The organism is Microbacterium sp. NPDC019599 (assembly GCF_040632175.1).
GTDB lineage: Bacteria > Actinomycetota > Actinomycetes > Actinomycetales > Microbacteriaceae > Microbacterium.
In genome coordinates this window covers 27,633-41,720 of the sequence record NZ_JBEYBL010000009.1, presented here as the reverse complement: position 1 = coordinate 41,720, position 14,088 = coordinate 27,633, and the positions used below count along the sequence as shown (strand labels likewise).

Sequence of the window (14,088 nt, the reverse complement as noted above, 5' to 3'; positions counted from 1 at the left end):
TGTGCTCCGAAGGCTACTCGTCGCGATCAGCCGTGGGCGAGCAGCTGGAGCCCGATGACAGCGAGAGCCAGCACCGCCTCGCCGCCGAGCGCGACGAGGCGCTGCCACCACGTCAGCTTGACCCTCCGCACGGCGACCCACCCGATCACGACGAGTGCCGCGATGAGCGCGATCGCCGAAGCGCGCAGCGCCGTCTCGATCTCCCACACGCCCGCGACGGCCAGCAGGAGGAAGGCGAACGGCGCCGCGATGGCTCCGAGCGTGCCGAAGCTCGCCGACACGGCGTGCCGGAACTCCGCGCGGTTCATCGGCCGCTCGTGCGCGACCGTGAACGAGATGATGTCGGCGACGAAGACCGCGAGCAGGGTGCCGAGCACGGTGACGAGGAGAGTGAGGAACGCGTCGAGCGGGTCGGCGTGCCCGTGCGCGTTGATCGCGAGCACGACGGCGAGCGCCGCGAACGACAGGTAGATGCGCTCCTTGAGACGGTCGGCCCGTTCGCGGCGCGCCTCCAGGTCGTCGTGCGGGGCGCCCTCGGCGGGGACGGCTGCGGACACGGCGGCTCCCTTCGCAGGAACGGATGCCGCGAGCCTACCCGTGCGTCATGCGGCGGTCGGGGCGCGCGGTCGTCGGCTACCGTGAAGGGGTGTCGCTGGTTGTGATGGGTGTGTCCGGGTCGGGGAAGTCGACGATCGCGGCGCTCGTCGCCGAGCGCGCAGGTGCGACGTACATCGACGCCGACGACCTGCACCCCGCGACCAACGTCGAGAAGATGCGCGCCGGCATCCCGCTGACGGACGAGGACCGGATGCCGTGGCTCCGAGACGTCGGCGACGTCATCGCGAAGCACGCCGAGGAGCGGGTCGTCATCGCGTGCTCGGCGCTCAAGCGCGCCTATCGCGACACGATCCGCGAGCGGGCCGGCGACGTGCTGTTCGCGCAGCTGGACGGCACTCGCGAGCTCCTCGCGTCGCGCATGGGCTCTCGCGCCGAGCATTTCATGCCCCTCGAGCTCCTGGACTCCCAGCTCGCGACGCTGCAGCCGCTCGAGCCCGACGAGAACGGCCTCATCGTCGACATCGACGCCCCCGCCGCGACGATCGCCGACGCGATCCTCGCCCGCTGGCTCGCCCGCCCCTGATCCCGCCGCCCCGCCGAGCAGCTCCTCGACCCAGCCCGGTCGTTGAGCGAGCGAAGCGAGACGAAACGTCCCAGCGCGGACGAAGGCCGGGGCGACCGAAAGGCTCCGACGTTTCGTCTCGGGCGCGCTTCGCGCGGCCTGGCTCAACGACCGGATGTGCGGCTCGGTTGTCACGGATCCAGGTGAACCGCGGGAATGCGGTGGATCTGCGACCACCGAACCGCCGTCGACCGCGTCAGGTGCGGCGGCGCCGGCGACGGCGGGGGGCGGATGCCTCGGCCTCGGCGCGGGCGGCGGCCTCGGCGGCGCGGCGGGAGGCGGCGCGGGCGCGCCATGCGGCGACCTCGGCGTCGACGTCGCGGGTCGGGGTCACGACGGGCGGACCGCCCAGGAGCTGCCGGCGCGCCTCGATGACGCGCCGGTTGAAGTCGTCGAGGTATTCGCGCACCTCGTCCTCGCGCGACAGGGCGTCCAGGCGCGCCTCCAGCTCGGCGTGCTCGACGCGCAGCATGAGCGCCGGAGGACCGAGGCCGCGCAGCTGCTCCTGCTCGATCTTGCGGCGGATCCACCAGTCCGGATCGTGGCGCTCGCCGAGTCCCTCGAGCGGCTTGCCGGCACCGGGGAGGTCGTCGAACTCGCCGCGCCGGATCGCCTGCTGGATCGCCGTCTCGACGAACGCGGCGCGATCGGCCGCCGTCGCACCCCGCGCGGGAGCGGCCGGCGCGGCATCGGGCTCGAGCCCGTGCTCGCGCTGCCACTTCTCGAGGCGGTAGCGCTCGGCGGCCTCGCGCGGATCGTCGCTCATGGGCGCAGCATCCGTCCCATGCCACCGAGCCTACGTGCGCCTCGGAGCATGGGCGCGGCTCAGCGGGGAGCGCTCGTGGACTGGCGGACGATCAGGTGCGTCGGGAGGGGCGTGTCCTCGGTCGCGCTGTCGGGCTCCTCGACGGCGATGAGGACCTTCTGCATGATGAGCTCGCCGAGGGCCGCGAAGTCCTGCCGCACGGTCGTGAGCGGCGGGTAGAGGTAGCCGGCCTCGGGGACGTCGTCGAAGCCGACGACGCTGACGTCGTCGGGGACGCGCAGTCCGCGCTCGCGCAGGGCCGAGAGCACGCCGATCGACATGTGGTCGTTCGCGACGAAGATCGCCGACCCGGGCTCGATGTCGAGGGTCGAACCGAGACGGTACCCGCTCGCGGCGCTCCAGTCGCCGTGGTGCGGCTCGACGACGGCCAGGCGACGCGCCGCCAGCTCGTCGCGCCAGCCGCGCACGCGCTCGAACGCGTCCGAGGCCTGCGCGGGTCCTGCCAGGTGCAGGATCCGCTCGTGGCCGAGCTCTGCGAGGTGGCGCACGGCCGAGCGCGCGCCGCGGTACTGGTCGATCGAGACGATGAGCGGGCTCCGGCGCGCAGTCGAGGCGGCGGCGACGACGGGGATGCTGAGATCCAGGGCGCGGACGGCCTCGAGCACCGCGATGTCGACGACGACGAGAACGATCGCGTCGACGCGCTGGCGGAGGAGGCCCTCGACGGCCTCGCGGACGCTCGCGACGTCGGCGTCGAGCGAGCTCACCGTCTCGACGTTGTAGCGCGCGGCACGCGCCGCGAACGTGAAGTTCATCGCGATCGACGTCGGGCCGTAGTCCGAGACGCCGGGGGCCACGAGGCCGATCGTGCGGGTGCGCCGGGTCACGAGCGCCCGCGCCGCGGGGGACGGGCTGTATCGCAGCTGCGCGATCGCCTGCTCGACGCGCGCACGGGTCGCGGGGCGGACGTTCGGCAGATCGTTGAGCACCCGCGACACGGTCTGGTGCGAGACCCCGGCGAGCCGCGCGACGTCGAAGATGTTCGAGGGCCGGGCCGCCGCGTCGTCCGCGCCCGTGCCGCGCGGCTCAGCCATCGGTGTCCTCCGGCCGCGCGACGAGGGCCAGGAGCGAGTCCACCGTCAGCTGGTCCGAGTCCAGCGTCTCGACGATGCGGCCCTCACGGAGGATCGCGACGCGGCTGCCGACCCGCAGGACCTCCTCGAGCTCGGCGGAGATGAACATGACCGACAGGCCGTTGCGGGCCATCTCGCCGACGAGGTTCTGGATCTCGACCTTCGCGCCGACGTCGATCCCGCGCGTGGGCTCGTCGAGCACGAGGACGCGCGGCGACAGCGCGAGCAGCCGCGCGAGCAGGACCTTCTGCTGGTTGCCTCCGGAGAGCGTGCCGGCGGGCCGGTCGAGGTCAGGCGGGCGGATGTCGAGGGCCTCGACCCAGCTCGCCGCCAGCTCGCGACGGCGGGCGGCCGGGAGGCGGCGGAAGACGCCGCGGTCGGCCTGCAGCGCGAGGGTGATGTTCTCCTCGACGCTGAGGTCGCCGATGATGCCCTCCGCGCGGCGGTTCTCCGAGGAGTACACGACCCCGAGCGACATCGCCTTGCGGGGGCTGCCGAACGACGTCGCCCGGCCCTCGAGGTGGATGACACCGGCGTCGAGCCGGTCGATCCCGGTCAGCCCGCGCGCCGTCTCGCTGCGGCCCGAGCCCAGGAGGCCGGCGACGCCGAGCACGTCGCCATCGAAGAGGTCGATGTCGGCGTCGGCGATGCCGGGGCGCACCGTGATGCCGCGCGCGCTGAGGAGCGGCATCCCGTGCTCCTCAGGCTCGGCCTTCGTCGGAGTCTGCAGCGCCGCGGCGCTGCGGCCGAGCATGGCCTGGACGAGATCGATGCGCAGCAGCTCGCGCGTGAGGTACTCGCCGACGAGCCGGCCGTCCCGGAGCACCGTGACGCGGTCGCACAGCTCGTAGACCTGGTCCAGGAAGTGCGACACGAACAGGATCGCGACGCCGCGCTGCTTGAGGTCGCGCACGACCCGGAAGAGCTCGGCGACCTCGTCGAGGTCGAGGCTCGAGGTCGGCTCGTCGAGCACGAGCACCTTGACGTCGGTCGAGATGGCGCGCGCGATCGCGACGAGCTGCTGCACCGCGAGCGAGTGCGTGTCGAGGATCGAGGCGGGGTCGATGTCGAGGCCGAGGTCGCCCAGCACCTCGCGCGCGTGCCGGCGCATCTCGCGCCAGTCGATGCGCCCGAACCGGCGCGGCTCGCGCCCGAGCGAGATGTTCTCGGCGACCGAGACGTTCGGCAGGAGGTCGATCTCCTGATAGACGGTGCTGACGCCCGCCTGCTGCGCCTCGTGCGGCGTCGCGAAGCGCACCGTCTGCCCGCCGAGCATCAGAACCCCCTCATCGAGGGGGAGCGCGCCGGTGATCGCCTTGATGAGCGTCGACTTGCCGGCCCCGTTCTCGCCCATGAGCGAGTGCACCTCGCCGGGGAACAGGCGGAAGTCGACGCCGTCGATCGCGGCATCCGCCCCGAACCGCACCGTTCCGCCCATGAGCTGCAGCAGCGGGGCGGTGTCCATCACGCCATTATCCCGAGCGCTGCGCGCAGAGCGCGGCGCCGACGCACCCCAGGTGCGCGGCGCCGCCTTTCCCGACGTGCGAGCACTAGGTGCGACGCTGCGACCGGGCGACGATGACACGCTGCACGACGATGAAGATCAGGAGGATCGCCCCGATGATGATCTGCATCCAGGACTGCTCGGCGCCCATGAACGAGATGAGCTTCTTGATCGTGCCGTAGACGAGCACGCCGACGAGGGAGCCGAGCACGTAGCCCACACCGCCCGTGAGGAGCGTGCCCCCGATGACGACCGCGGCGATCGCATCGAGCTCGGTGCCGATGCCGTTGCGCGGATAGCCCGCACCCGAGTACGCCGTCAGGATCAGGCCCGCAAGCCCGCCGCAGACTCCGCTCACGACGTAGACGACGACCTTGGTCCGGCCGACCTTCAGGCCCATCAGCCGCGCGGACTGCTCCGCGCCGCCGATCGCGTAGATCGTGCGGCCGAACCGCGTCCACTGCATGACGAACGCGCCGAGCGCGACGACGGCGAGCGCGATGATCCCCGTGGGCGTGATGTACCAGTCGCCCACCGTGAAGCGCGTGCGCTGCAGCCACAGCACGGCCGGGTCCTCGACGCGGATCGACGAGAGACTCACGACGAACGCGAGGCCGCGGGCGAGGAACAGCCCCGCGAGGGACGCGATGAAGGGCTGCACGTTGAAGTACTGCACGAGGATGCCGACGAGCAGGCCGATCGCGGCGCCGCCCATGAGCATGATCGGGATCGCGAGGTACGCGGGCATGCCGCTGGCGAGGAGGCTCGCGCACAGGATGCCGGTGAAGGCCATGACCGAGCCCACCGACAGGTCGATGCCGCCCGTGACGATCACGAGCGTCAGTCCGACCGCGAGGACGACGAGGTACGCGTTGTCCAGGAGCAGCGCCGAGAGGTTGCGCGGAGTCAGGAAGTTCTCGAACCGCAGCTGGGCACCGACGAGCAGGACGATGAGGATGACGACGGCCGCGAACGTCGGAACCATCGACGAGTGGCGGCTCATGAACGTCGAGTAGCGCGACGACATCGTCGCACCCCCGCGCACGGGCGCGTCGACGGCGGTCACGACGCCACCTCCACCTTGCGAGGAGCGCCGGCGCGCGAGCGGGATCTCAGGATGCTGCGAGCCCACGCATGCAGCCGGGGGGACTGCACGACGACCACGACGATGACGACGATCGCGAAGAAGACGGGGCTCTGGGCGGAGGGGACGCCGAGGAACAGGATGGTGGACTCCAATGTCTGGATCGTGAGGACTCCCACGACGGTGCCGGCGATCGTGAACTTGCCGCCGAGGAGCGACGTGCCGCCGAGCACGACGGCGAGGATCGCGTACAGCTCGATGAACAGGCCTGCCGCGTTGGCGTCGGCGGCGCGGATGTTCGCGCTGTAGATGATCCCGGCGACACCGGCGAGCACGCCCGAGAGGACGTAGGCGCTGAAGATGATGCCGCGCGCGCGGACGCCCGCGAGCCGGCTCGCCTCGGGGTTGATGCCGACCGCCTCCGTCAGGACGCCCAGCGCCGTGCGCCGCTCCACGAGCGCGAGGACCGCGATCGCGACGACCGTGATGAGGAAGGCGACGGGGAGGGCGACGAGGTACCCCGTCGCGATGAACGAGTACGGAGCGCTGTTGACCGTCGTGATGAAGCCGCCGGTGATGAGCAGGGCGACGCCGCGCCCCGCGAGCATCAGCACGAGTGTCGCGATGATCGGCTGGATCCCGACGACCGAGACGAGCAGGCCGTTCCAGGAGCCCAGGAGGAGCGAGACGCCGATCGCGGCGAGCACCGCGACCGCGACGGTCCCGAGGCTTCCCGGATCCTCGGAGGCGTCGATGATCGTAAGCGCGACGGCCCCCGAGACGGCCATGATGGCGCCGACCGAGAGGTCGATGCCGCGTGTCGCGATGACGATCGTCATGCCGAGCGCGACGAGCATGAGGGGAGCGCTGTTGCGCAGGATGTCGATGAGCGCGCCGTACAGCTCGCCGTCGCGCACCGTCACGAGGATGAACTGCGGCCGGGCGATCGTGTTGATCACGATGAGGGTCAGGAGGGCGACGACGGGCCAGAACAGCCGGTGTCTCATGAGCTTCTTCATGCCGCGGGGTCCTCGGTCTTGTTCGCGATGTAGTCGATGAGTCCGTCGAGGTCGACGTCACGGGATGACAGCTCGCCGATCTTGCGGCGGTCGCGCATGACGACGACGCGCTGCGCGAGGCGCAGCACCTCCTCGAGCTCGGACGAGATGAAGACGACCGACAGGCCCTGAGCGCTCAGCTCGGCGACCTTGCGCTGGATGTCGGCCTTCGCGCCGACGTCGATGCCTCGCGTCGGCTCGTCCAGGATGAGCAGCGCGGGTGCCGTCGCGAGCCAGCGCGCCAGCAGCACCTTCTGCTGGTTGCCGCCGGACAGGTTCCCGGCCAGCATCCCGGGGTCGGCCGGGCGCACGCCGAGCGCCTCGATGTAGTCCACGACGATAGATTCCGCTTCCGCGCGCGGGATCGGCCGCATCGAACCGCGGCGGGCCTGGATTCCGAGGACGATGTTCTCGGCGACGGTGAGGTCCGCGATGATGCCCTCGGCACGCCGGTTCTCGGACGAGAAGGCGATGCCGCTCTGGATCGCCTGCCTCGGGGAGGTCATCCGCGTCGACACCCCCTTCACCTCGATCTCGCCCGTCTCGGCCCGGTCGGCGCCATAGAGGAGGCGCACGAGCTCGGTCCGTCCCGAGCCCAGGAGGCCCGCGATGCCGACGACCTCGCCCTCGTAGGCCTCGATGTCGAGGGGTTCCAGCATCCCTCGCCGTCCGATGCCCGTCGCGCGCAGCACGGGAATGCCGTCGCGCGCGATGTCGCGGTCGGCGACCGACGACAGCGCCGTCAGCTCGTCCAGCTCGCGGCCGATCATCTTCGTCACGAGCTCCCCGCGGGACAGCTCAGAGGCGAGGTGTTCGCCGATCAGCCGGCCGTTGCGCAGCACCGTGATGCGGTCGGAGATCTCGTAGACCTGGTCGAGGAAGTGGCTCACGAAGAGGATCGCGACGCCCTTGCCGCGGAGATCGCGGATGACGGTGAAGAGCCGCTCGACCTCGCCGCGGTCGAGGCTCGAGGTCGGCTCGTCGAGGACGAGGACCTTGGCGTCCAGCACCATCGCCCGGGCGATCGCCACGAGCTGCTGGATCGCGATCGAGTGCGTCGACAGAGTCGAGCGGGTGTCGATGTGCAATCCGAGGCTCTCGAGGTGCTGGGCGGCGGCGCGGTGGCTCGCCTTCCAGTCGATGCCGCGGGAGGTGCGCGACTCGTGGCCGAGCATGACGTTCTCTCCGACCGAGAGGTTGGAGCAGAGGTTGACCTCCTGGTACACGGTCGAGATGCCGGCCGCCTGCGCGTCGGCGGTCGACCCGAAGACGCGGCTGCTGCCTGCGACGACGATGTCGCCCTGGTCGATCGGGTAGACCCCGGTGAGGGCCTTGATGAGGGTCGACTTCCCGGCGCCGTTCTCGCCCATGAGCGAGTGCACCTCGCCGGGGAACAGGCGGAAGTCCACCTCGTCGAGGGCGAGGACTCCGGGGAAGCGGATCGTGATGCCGGTCATGTCGACGACCGGGAGGACTGCGGCGTCCGCGGGCATATCGGGTGGCCTTTCGGTCTCGTCGGCACGTCCGCCGGGGGTGACGGTCTCACCCCCGGCGGACGTGGCGTGCGTCCTGGTGCTGCTGAGGCTCAGTAAGCGCGCTCGTCGATGACTTCGGCCGCCTGCTCCTGCGTGAAGCTCTGGTCCTCGACGTAGTACTTCTTCTCCACCTCGGTGCCCGCGAGCACATCGGTGACGAGGCCGGCTGCGAGCTCGCCCAGCAGAGGGTTGCACTCGACGATGTAGTTGATCTTGCCGTCGACGAGGGCCTGCATGCCGTCGTGCACCGCGTCGATGGAGATGATCTTGATGTCCTCGCCCGGGACGCCGCCCGCCGCCTCGATCGCCTCGATGGCGCCGAGCGCCATGTCGTCGTTGTGGGCGTAGAGCAGGTCGATGCCGTCGATGCCGTACTTCTGGATGAAGCCCTCCATGACCGTCTTGCCGCCGTCGCGCGTGAAGTCGCCCGTCTGCGAGTCGATCTTCTCGATGGACGTGCCGGCGATGGCCTCGTCGAAGCCCTCCGCGCGGTCGTTGGCGGGCGCGGAGCCCGTCGTGCCCTCGAGCACGACCATCTTGGTGGCGGTGTCGCCGAAGTTCTCGGCGGCCCACTCACCGGCCGTCGTGCCTTCCTTCTTGAAGTCGAGGCCGACCCAGCTCGCGTAGAGATCCTCGGGCGAGGTCACCGTGCGGTCTTCGAGGACGACCGGGATGCCGGCATCCGCTGCCTCCTGGAGGACGTCATCCCACCCGTCTTCGACGATCGGGGCGATGACGATGGCGTCGACTCCCTGGTTGATGAAGTCGCGGACCGCCGCGATCTGGGCTGCGGGGTCGTTGTCGGCCGCGTTGAAGATGAGGTCGAAGCCGTTCTCGGCCGAGAACGCCTCCTTCATCGACTCGGTGTTCGCCGAGCGCCAGCCGGACTCGGAGCCGGTCTGCGCGAAGCCGACGGTGACGGGGCCGTCGTCGCCGCCGTCGCCGCCGTCGCCGCCCGTGCCCGAGCTGCTCGAGCAGCCCGTGGCCGCGAGTGCGAGCGCACCGAGAAGTGCGATGCCGGCCATGAACTTCTTGTTCACCCAAAACCTCCTTGTTCGGGACCGGCATCTGCGCCGGCGATTTCCATGCGAGCCGTCGGGGGAGGCTCGATGACCAGAATGTTAGCCTTCACATTTCAGGGTCGCGCAATATGTGAGCGATAACATTTGGGTAACGGCGGCGTGATATCGCCGCTATCTGCGGTTTCGATCCCGGCGTGAACCCGGATTGGAACGTTAGCGATCACATTGCTGGTGGGAGCGATCCCGCGGTGTGCGCGCGGAGTCGCGCCCGGCCCGCCGAGGAGCTCAGCCCCAGCCGCGGGGAGCATCGGATCCGCCCGCCGAGGAGCACCGCGTTCCGCGCGAGATGCCACAAGTTCCGGCATCTCGGCGTCGAGAGGCCAGAACTTCGGGATGTTCGACGCCGGCCAGACGCCGAGCCGACCGATCAGCTCCGGTGGTCGCGCCAGGAGTGCTGCGGGTCGAACCCGAGGAGGCGCCGCGCCTTGTCGATCGACAGAAGCGTGTCGTTCACCCCGAGCTCGCGCTTGAGCGGCACGCCGGGGAATACCTCGGCGACGAGCTCGGCGTTGGGCCTGGTCATGACGGTGTCGGCCGCCGCGATGATGAAGCGGTCGAAGCCGGGGGGAGCAGCATCCAGCGCCTTCTGGACCGCCTGCGCGCCGTCGCGCGCGTCGATGTAGCCCCACAGGTTCCACTTGCGCTTGCGGGCGTCGGCGTCGAACGACGGGAACTCGGCGTAGTCGTCCGGATTCATGACGTTCGAATAGCGCAGCGCCGTGATCGACAGATCGGGATGCCAGCGCACGAGCTCGATCGCGAGCTGCTCCTCGAGGTGCTTGACGAGGGAGTACACCGACTCGGGACGCGCCGGATACTCCTCGTCGACCGGGATGTACGGCGGGTCGACGTCGAACGGGAGCCCCAGGACCGTCTCGCTCGACGCGTAGACGATGCGACGGATGCCGAGCCGCACCGCCGCCCAGAACACGTCGAACGTCGTGAGGATGTTGTTGCGGAACGTGGCGATGTCGCTGCGGATGCTCGGCGCCGGAATCGCCGCGAGATGCACGACTGCGTCGAAGCCGCCCGACTCGCCGTGGACGCCCGACAGAGCGTCGGCGACGGCGCCGTAGTCGGTCAGGTCGACCTGGAGGAAGCCGGGCCCGCGGGTTCCGACGACGTCGATCCCGACGACGTCGTGACCGGCCTCGCGCAGCTCGCGGAGGACGACGGAACCGAGCTTTCCGGAAGAGCCGGTGAGGGCGATGCGCATGTCTCCACCCTGTCACGGCTGCAGTGTGCCCGGGCGGGGGCGACGGGATGCTGTCCCTCCGGGCACGCGGGATCGTTCGGGGTCGCATGTGGTGGGTTCGCCGCGCGTGAAGCAGCCGTCCGCGACCCCGATCTCGAGGGTTGGGGAGGTTCGGGGTCGCATGTGGTGGGTTCGCCGCGCGTGAAGCAGCCGTTCGCGACCCCGGAGTGCGCCGCAAACAGTGTTTCGGGGTGAGGAAGCGCCGCTTCCGCCGAACGGAGCCGACCACTGGTCGCCCCGTGTTGGGGTGGACGTCCCGATCGGCGGGGCGGGATGCTGTCGCTCAGGGCGCGGCGGCGCGCGCCTCGCGCTCGAGCCTGCGCAGCCGCTCGCGGGCGCGGTCGTTCGCGCGCGGTCCGCCCGACGTGAGCGCGCGCTCGGCGACGGCGAGCACGACGCGGGTCGCGGTCACGACAGGCAGGGGAGCGCGACGCACCCCGAGGAGGCGTCGGTAGCGACGCGGGATCGTCGCGACGGCGGCGGCGAACAGCATCCGGTAGGCGAGTCCCATCCGTCCCTCGAACGGAGGGCGGCGCAGGAACCGGACGACGTCGTGGACGCGCTCGTCGCCGCGCAGCTCGCCGCGCTCGAGGTAGCCGTCGATGCGGGCGTGGAGCTCGGCCACGGTCGCCGGCGGTTCGGCGACGCCCATGAGCCGTCCCGCGAGCGCCCAGTCGGCGACGTATGCATCGGGTCCGCCCGGGATCGGCCCTCCCCACGTCGTGTGCGCCGTGAGGAACGCGTCGGTGAAGGCGAGGTGGACCCAGTCCGACAGTTCCGCGTCGGCGGCGGAGTAGGCGCGCTCGGTCCCAGCGGCGTCGACGTAGCTGCCCTCGACGCGGGAGTGGAAGCGGGCGACCCGCGCGGTCTCGGCATCCGCCTGCGCGCGCGAGCCGTACGTGAGGCACAGGATCCAGCGGACTGTGCCTGACAGCCGCCCGAGCGGATCGTCGCGGTAGCGCGAGAAGTCGTGGACGCCGGCCATCGGTCCGGGGTGCAGGGCCTGGAGCAGCAGCGCCCGGATGCCGGCGACGAACGTCGCCATCCCCTCGTGGACCGTCCAGGCGGGCCCGTCCTCGGCGAAGTACCCGTCGTCGTCGCCCTCGGCGAGTGCCAGCACCCACTTGGGTGCCCCATCGGGGTCGCCCGAGACCGCCGTGAGCAGCCGCGCGCGCAGCGCCGCGAGCCGTGACGGCCGGACCGGATCGAGCGCGGGGGAGCCCATGCCCCCAGCCTCGCATGCGACGAGGCCAGACCGGCTCGAGAACGCGTGGACGACCGTCCCGATCCCGACGGGATCGCAGATCGCGCGATCTCGGCGCCTTCAGCCCCGGCTACGGTGTACCCCATGAGCGATGCCGGGACGCGCACGAGCCGCGTCGGCGTGCGCGAGGTCGCGCAGCTGGCCGGCGTGTCGTCGCAGACGGTGTCGCGCGTGATCAATGAGCATCCCAGCATCCGGCCTGAGACCCGCCGCCGAGTGCTCGAGGCGATGCAGGCGCTCGACTACCGCGTCAACAACGCCGCGCGCGCCCTCGGGACGCGCACGACGCGGACGCTGGGCGTCATCGCCTCGGACGCGACGCTCTACGGCCCGTCGGTCGGCATCGCGGCGCTCGAGGCCGCCGCGCGCGAGTCGGGGCGGTGGGTCGCGACGGCCTACGCCGATGCGGCGGACGAGGCATCCGTCGATGACGCGGCCGAGCGCCTGCTCGCGCAGGGTGTCGACGGCATCGTCGTGCTCGCGCCGCACGCCAGGTCGCTCGAGGGCCTCGCAGCGCGGCCCCTCGGCGTGCCTCTCGGCGTGCTCCACGGCTCGCACGAGGGCGGCGTGCAGGAGGACGGCGCGGCGCTCGCCGTCGCGCACCTCGCCGAGCTCGGGCATCGGCGCATCGCACTGCTGGCGGGCCCCGCCGACTGGCTCGAGGCGACGGCCCGCGAGCGCGGGTTCGGCCAGGCGCTGTCGGCACGCGGGCTCGAGGCAGCGGGGCGCTGGGAGGGCGACTGGTCGGCCGCCACCGCCGCAGCCCTCGCTCCCGAGATCGTCGACGCCGTGCGCGGTCCGCTGGGACCCACAGCCGTCTTCGTCGCCAACGACCAGATGGCGCTGGGGCTCATCGCTGGGCTGCGCGAAGCGGGCCTCGACGTGCCGCGCGACATCAGTGTGGCGGGCTTCGACGATAATCCGGATGCCGCGTTCTACCGGCCGGCGCTCACGACGGTGCACCTCGACCTGGCCGGAGAGGCGCGCCGCTGCGTCGCCGAGGTGCTGGGCCTGCCCGATCCGACCCCGCCCGCGCGACCCGTACTCGTCGTGCGCGCCTCGACCTCGGCGCCGCCGCGCGTCTCGACCTCGGCGCCGCCGCGCGCCTCGACCTCGGCGCCGCCGCGCGCCTCGACCTCGGCGCCGCCGCGCGCCGGAGAGGACGACCCGACATGACCACGAGAGAGCTCGGGCCCGGCGGGCCCGTCGTCACCGAGCTGTGCGTCGGCACGAGCCCGCTCGGCGGCATGCCGCAGATCTACGGCTACGACGTCGAGGCCGAGCGCGCGATCGCGACGGTGCTGCGCGCGTTCGAGTCCGGCATCGGCTTCCTCGACACGTCGAACAACTACGGCGGCGGCGAGAGCGAGAAGCGCATCGGCGAGGCGATCCGCCGCGCGGGCGGCCTTCCCGAGGGGTTCGTCGTCGCGACGAAGGCCGACCCGGTGCCGGGCGACGGCGAGTTCACGGGCGACCGCGTGCTCGCGTCGTTCGAGGAGAGCCTGGAGCGCCTCGGGCTCGACCGCGTGCCGGTGTTCTACCTGCACGATCCCGAGCACTTCGACTTCGACGACCTGTCCGCCCCCGGCGGAGCGGTCGACGCCATGGTCGAGCTCAAGCGGCGCGGGGCCGTCGATCGCATCGGCGTCGCGGGCGGCGACCTCGGCGCGATGCGCCGGTACGTCGACACGGGCGCCTTCGACATCCTGCTGAACCACAACCGCTACACGCTCCTGGATCGCAGCGCCGACGCCCTCATCGACCACGCGCTGGCCGCAGGCCTCGTATACGTCAATGCGGCGCCGTTCGCGAGCGGCATGCTCGCCAAGCCCGCCGCCGACCGGCCGCGGTACCAGTACGGGATGCCGAGCGACGAGATCGTGGAGCGCACCGAGCGGCTGCGCGCGCTGTGCGCGGCGCACGGTGTCTCGCTCCCCGCCGTGGCGCTGCAGTTCTCGACGCGCGACCCCCGGGTCTCCTCGACCGTCGTGGGCGTCTCGTCGCCCCAGCGCGTCGACGAGCTCGTCGCGAACGCCGCTGCGCCGATCCCGGCCGAGCTGTGGGACGAGCTGCGCGACCTCGCGGTCTGAGGCTCCCGGGCTCCCAGCATCCGCTCGCCGCCGCCGAGACGCCAGAAGTTCCGGTCAACGGATGCCGAGATGCCAGAAGTTCTGGCATGTCGAGCGCCGAGGCGGCTGCCGGCCGCGCCGGAATGCTCGAGGGTGGC

General features: G+C 71.4%; 13 protein-coding genes. 3 read left to right on the top strand and 10 right to left on the bottom strand.

From position 1 onward, the window contains the following. Positions 1-26: 26 nt before the first annotated feature. Positions 27-557 carry a hypothetical protein gene (locus ABZ477_RS15015; protein ID WP_360134669.1) on the bottom strand — a complete coding sequence of 177 codons (531 nt, stop codon included), beginning with the start codon at positions 555-557 and terminating at the stop codon, positions 27-29. 89 nt (positions 558-646) lie between these two features. Between ABZ477_RS15015 and ABZ477_RS15010 the strand changes: the two genes are divergently transcribed. Next, positions 647-1,141 carry a gluconokinase gene (locus ABZ477_RS15010; RefSeq protein WP_360134666.1) on the top strand — a complete coding sequence of 165 codons (495 nt, stop codon included), beginning with the start codon at positions 647-649 and terminating at the stop codon, positions 1,139-1,141. 235 nt (positions 1,142-1,376) lie between these two features. Here the strand turns inward: ABZ477_RS15010 and ABZ477_RS15005 are convergent, their stop codons facing one another. From ABZ477_RS15005 to ABZ477_RS14965, 9 genes are all read right to left on the bottom strand, one after another. Continuing rightward, a complete protein-coding gene (locus ABZ477_RS15005; RefSeq protein WP_360134663.1) occupies positions 1,377-1,946 on the bottom strand; it encodes a DUF1992 domain-containing protein in 570 nt (189 codons plus the stop codon). 59 nt (positions 1,947-2,005) lie between these two features. Further along, a complete protein-coding gene (locus tag ABZ477_RS15000) occupies positions 2,006-3,040 on the bottom strand; it encodes a LacI family DNA-binding transcriptional regulator (RefSeq protein WP_360134660.1) in 1,035 nt (344 codons plus the stop codon). Further along, positions 3,033-4,544: a sugar ABC transporter ATP-binding protein gene (locus ABZ477_RS14995; RefSeq protein WP_360134657.1), complete on the bottom strand. Its 1,512-nt coding sequence runs from the start codon at positions 4,542-4,544 to the stop codon at positions 3,033-3,035. The genes ABZ477_RS15000 and ABZ477_RS14995 overlap by 8 nt, the downstream gene beginning before the upstream one ends. 85 nt (positions 4,545-4,629) lie before the next feature. Next, entirely contained in the window at positions 4,630-5,649 is a 1,020-nt protein-coding gene (locus tag ABZ477_RS14990) for a sugar ABC transporter permease YjfF (protein ID WP_360134654.1), read from the bottom strand. After that, positions 5,646-6,674 (bottom strand): ABC transporter permease, encoded by a 1,029-nt coding sequence (locus tag ABZ477_RS14985; protein ID WP_360134651.1) that lies wholly within the window; start codon positions 6,672-6,674, stop codon positions 5,646-5,648. The genes ABZ477_RS14990 and ABZ477_RS14985 overlap by 4 nt, the downstream gene beginning before the upstream one ends. Before the next feature lie 8 nt (positions 6,675-6,682). Continuing rightward, positions 6,683-8,218 carry a sugar ABC transporter ATP-binding protein gene (locus ABZ477_RS14980; protein WP_360134648.1) on the bottom strand — a complete coding sequence of 512 codons (1,536 nt, stop codon included), beginning with the start codon at positions 8,216-8,218 and terminating at the stop codon, positions 6,683-6,685. Between the two features lie 92 nt (positions 8,219-8,310). Next, entirely contained in the window at positions 8,311-9,300 is a 990-nt protein-coding gene (locus ABZ477_RS14975) for an ABC transporter substrate-binding protein (protein WP_360134645.1), read from the bottom strand. A 409-nt stretch (positions 9,301-9,709) separates the two neighbouring features. Further along, positions 9,710-10,558 (bottom strand): NAD(P)-dependent oxidoreductase, encoded by an 849-nt coding sequence (locus ABZ477_RS14970; RefSeq protein WP_360134642.1) that lies wholly within the window; start codon positions 10,556-10,558, stop codon positions 9,710-9,712. Between the two features lie 322 nt (positions 10,559-10,880). Further along, positions 10,881-11,822, bottom strand: coding sequence for an oxygenase MpaB family protein (locus ABZ477_RS14965; protein WP_360134639.1), 942 nt, complete (start codon positions 11,820-11,822; stop codon positions 10,881-10,883). Between the two features lie 123 nt (positions 11,823-11,945). On the opposite strand from ABZ477_RS14965, the gene ABZ477_RS14960 reads away from it, so the two are divergent. Both ABZ477_RS14960 and ABZ477_RS14955 read left to right on the top strand, forming a co-directional pair. Continuing rightward, entirely contained in the window at positions 11,946-13,037 is a 1,092-nt protein-coding gene (locus tag ABZ477_RS14960) for a LacI family DNA-binding transcriptional regulator (protein WP_360134636.1), read from the top strand. Beyond that, a complete protein-coding gene (locus ABZ477_RS14955) occupies positions 13,034-13,951 on the top strand; it encodes an aldo/keto reductase (protein WP_360134633.1) in 918 nt (305 codons plus the stop codon). The genes ABZ477_RS14960 and ABZ477_RS14955 overlap by 4 nt, the downstream gene beginning before the upstream one ends. The last annotated feature ends 137 nt before the right edge of the window (positions 13,952-14,088 follow it).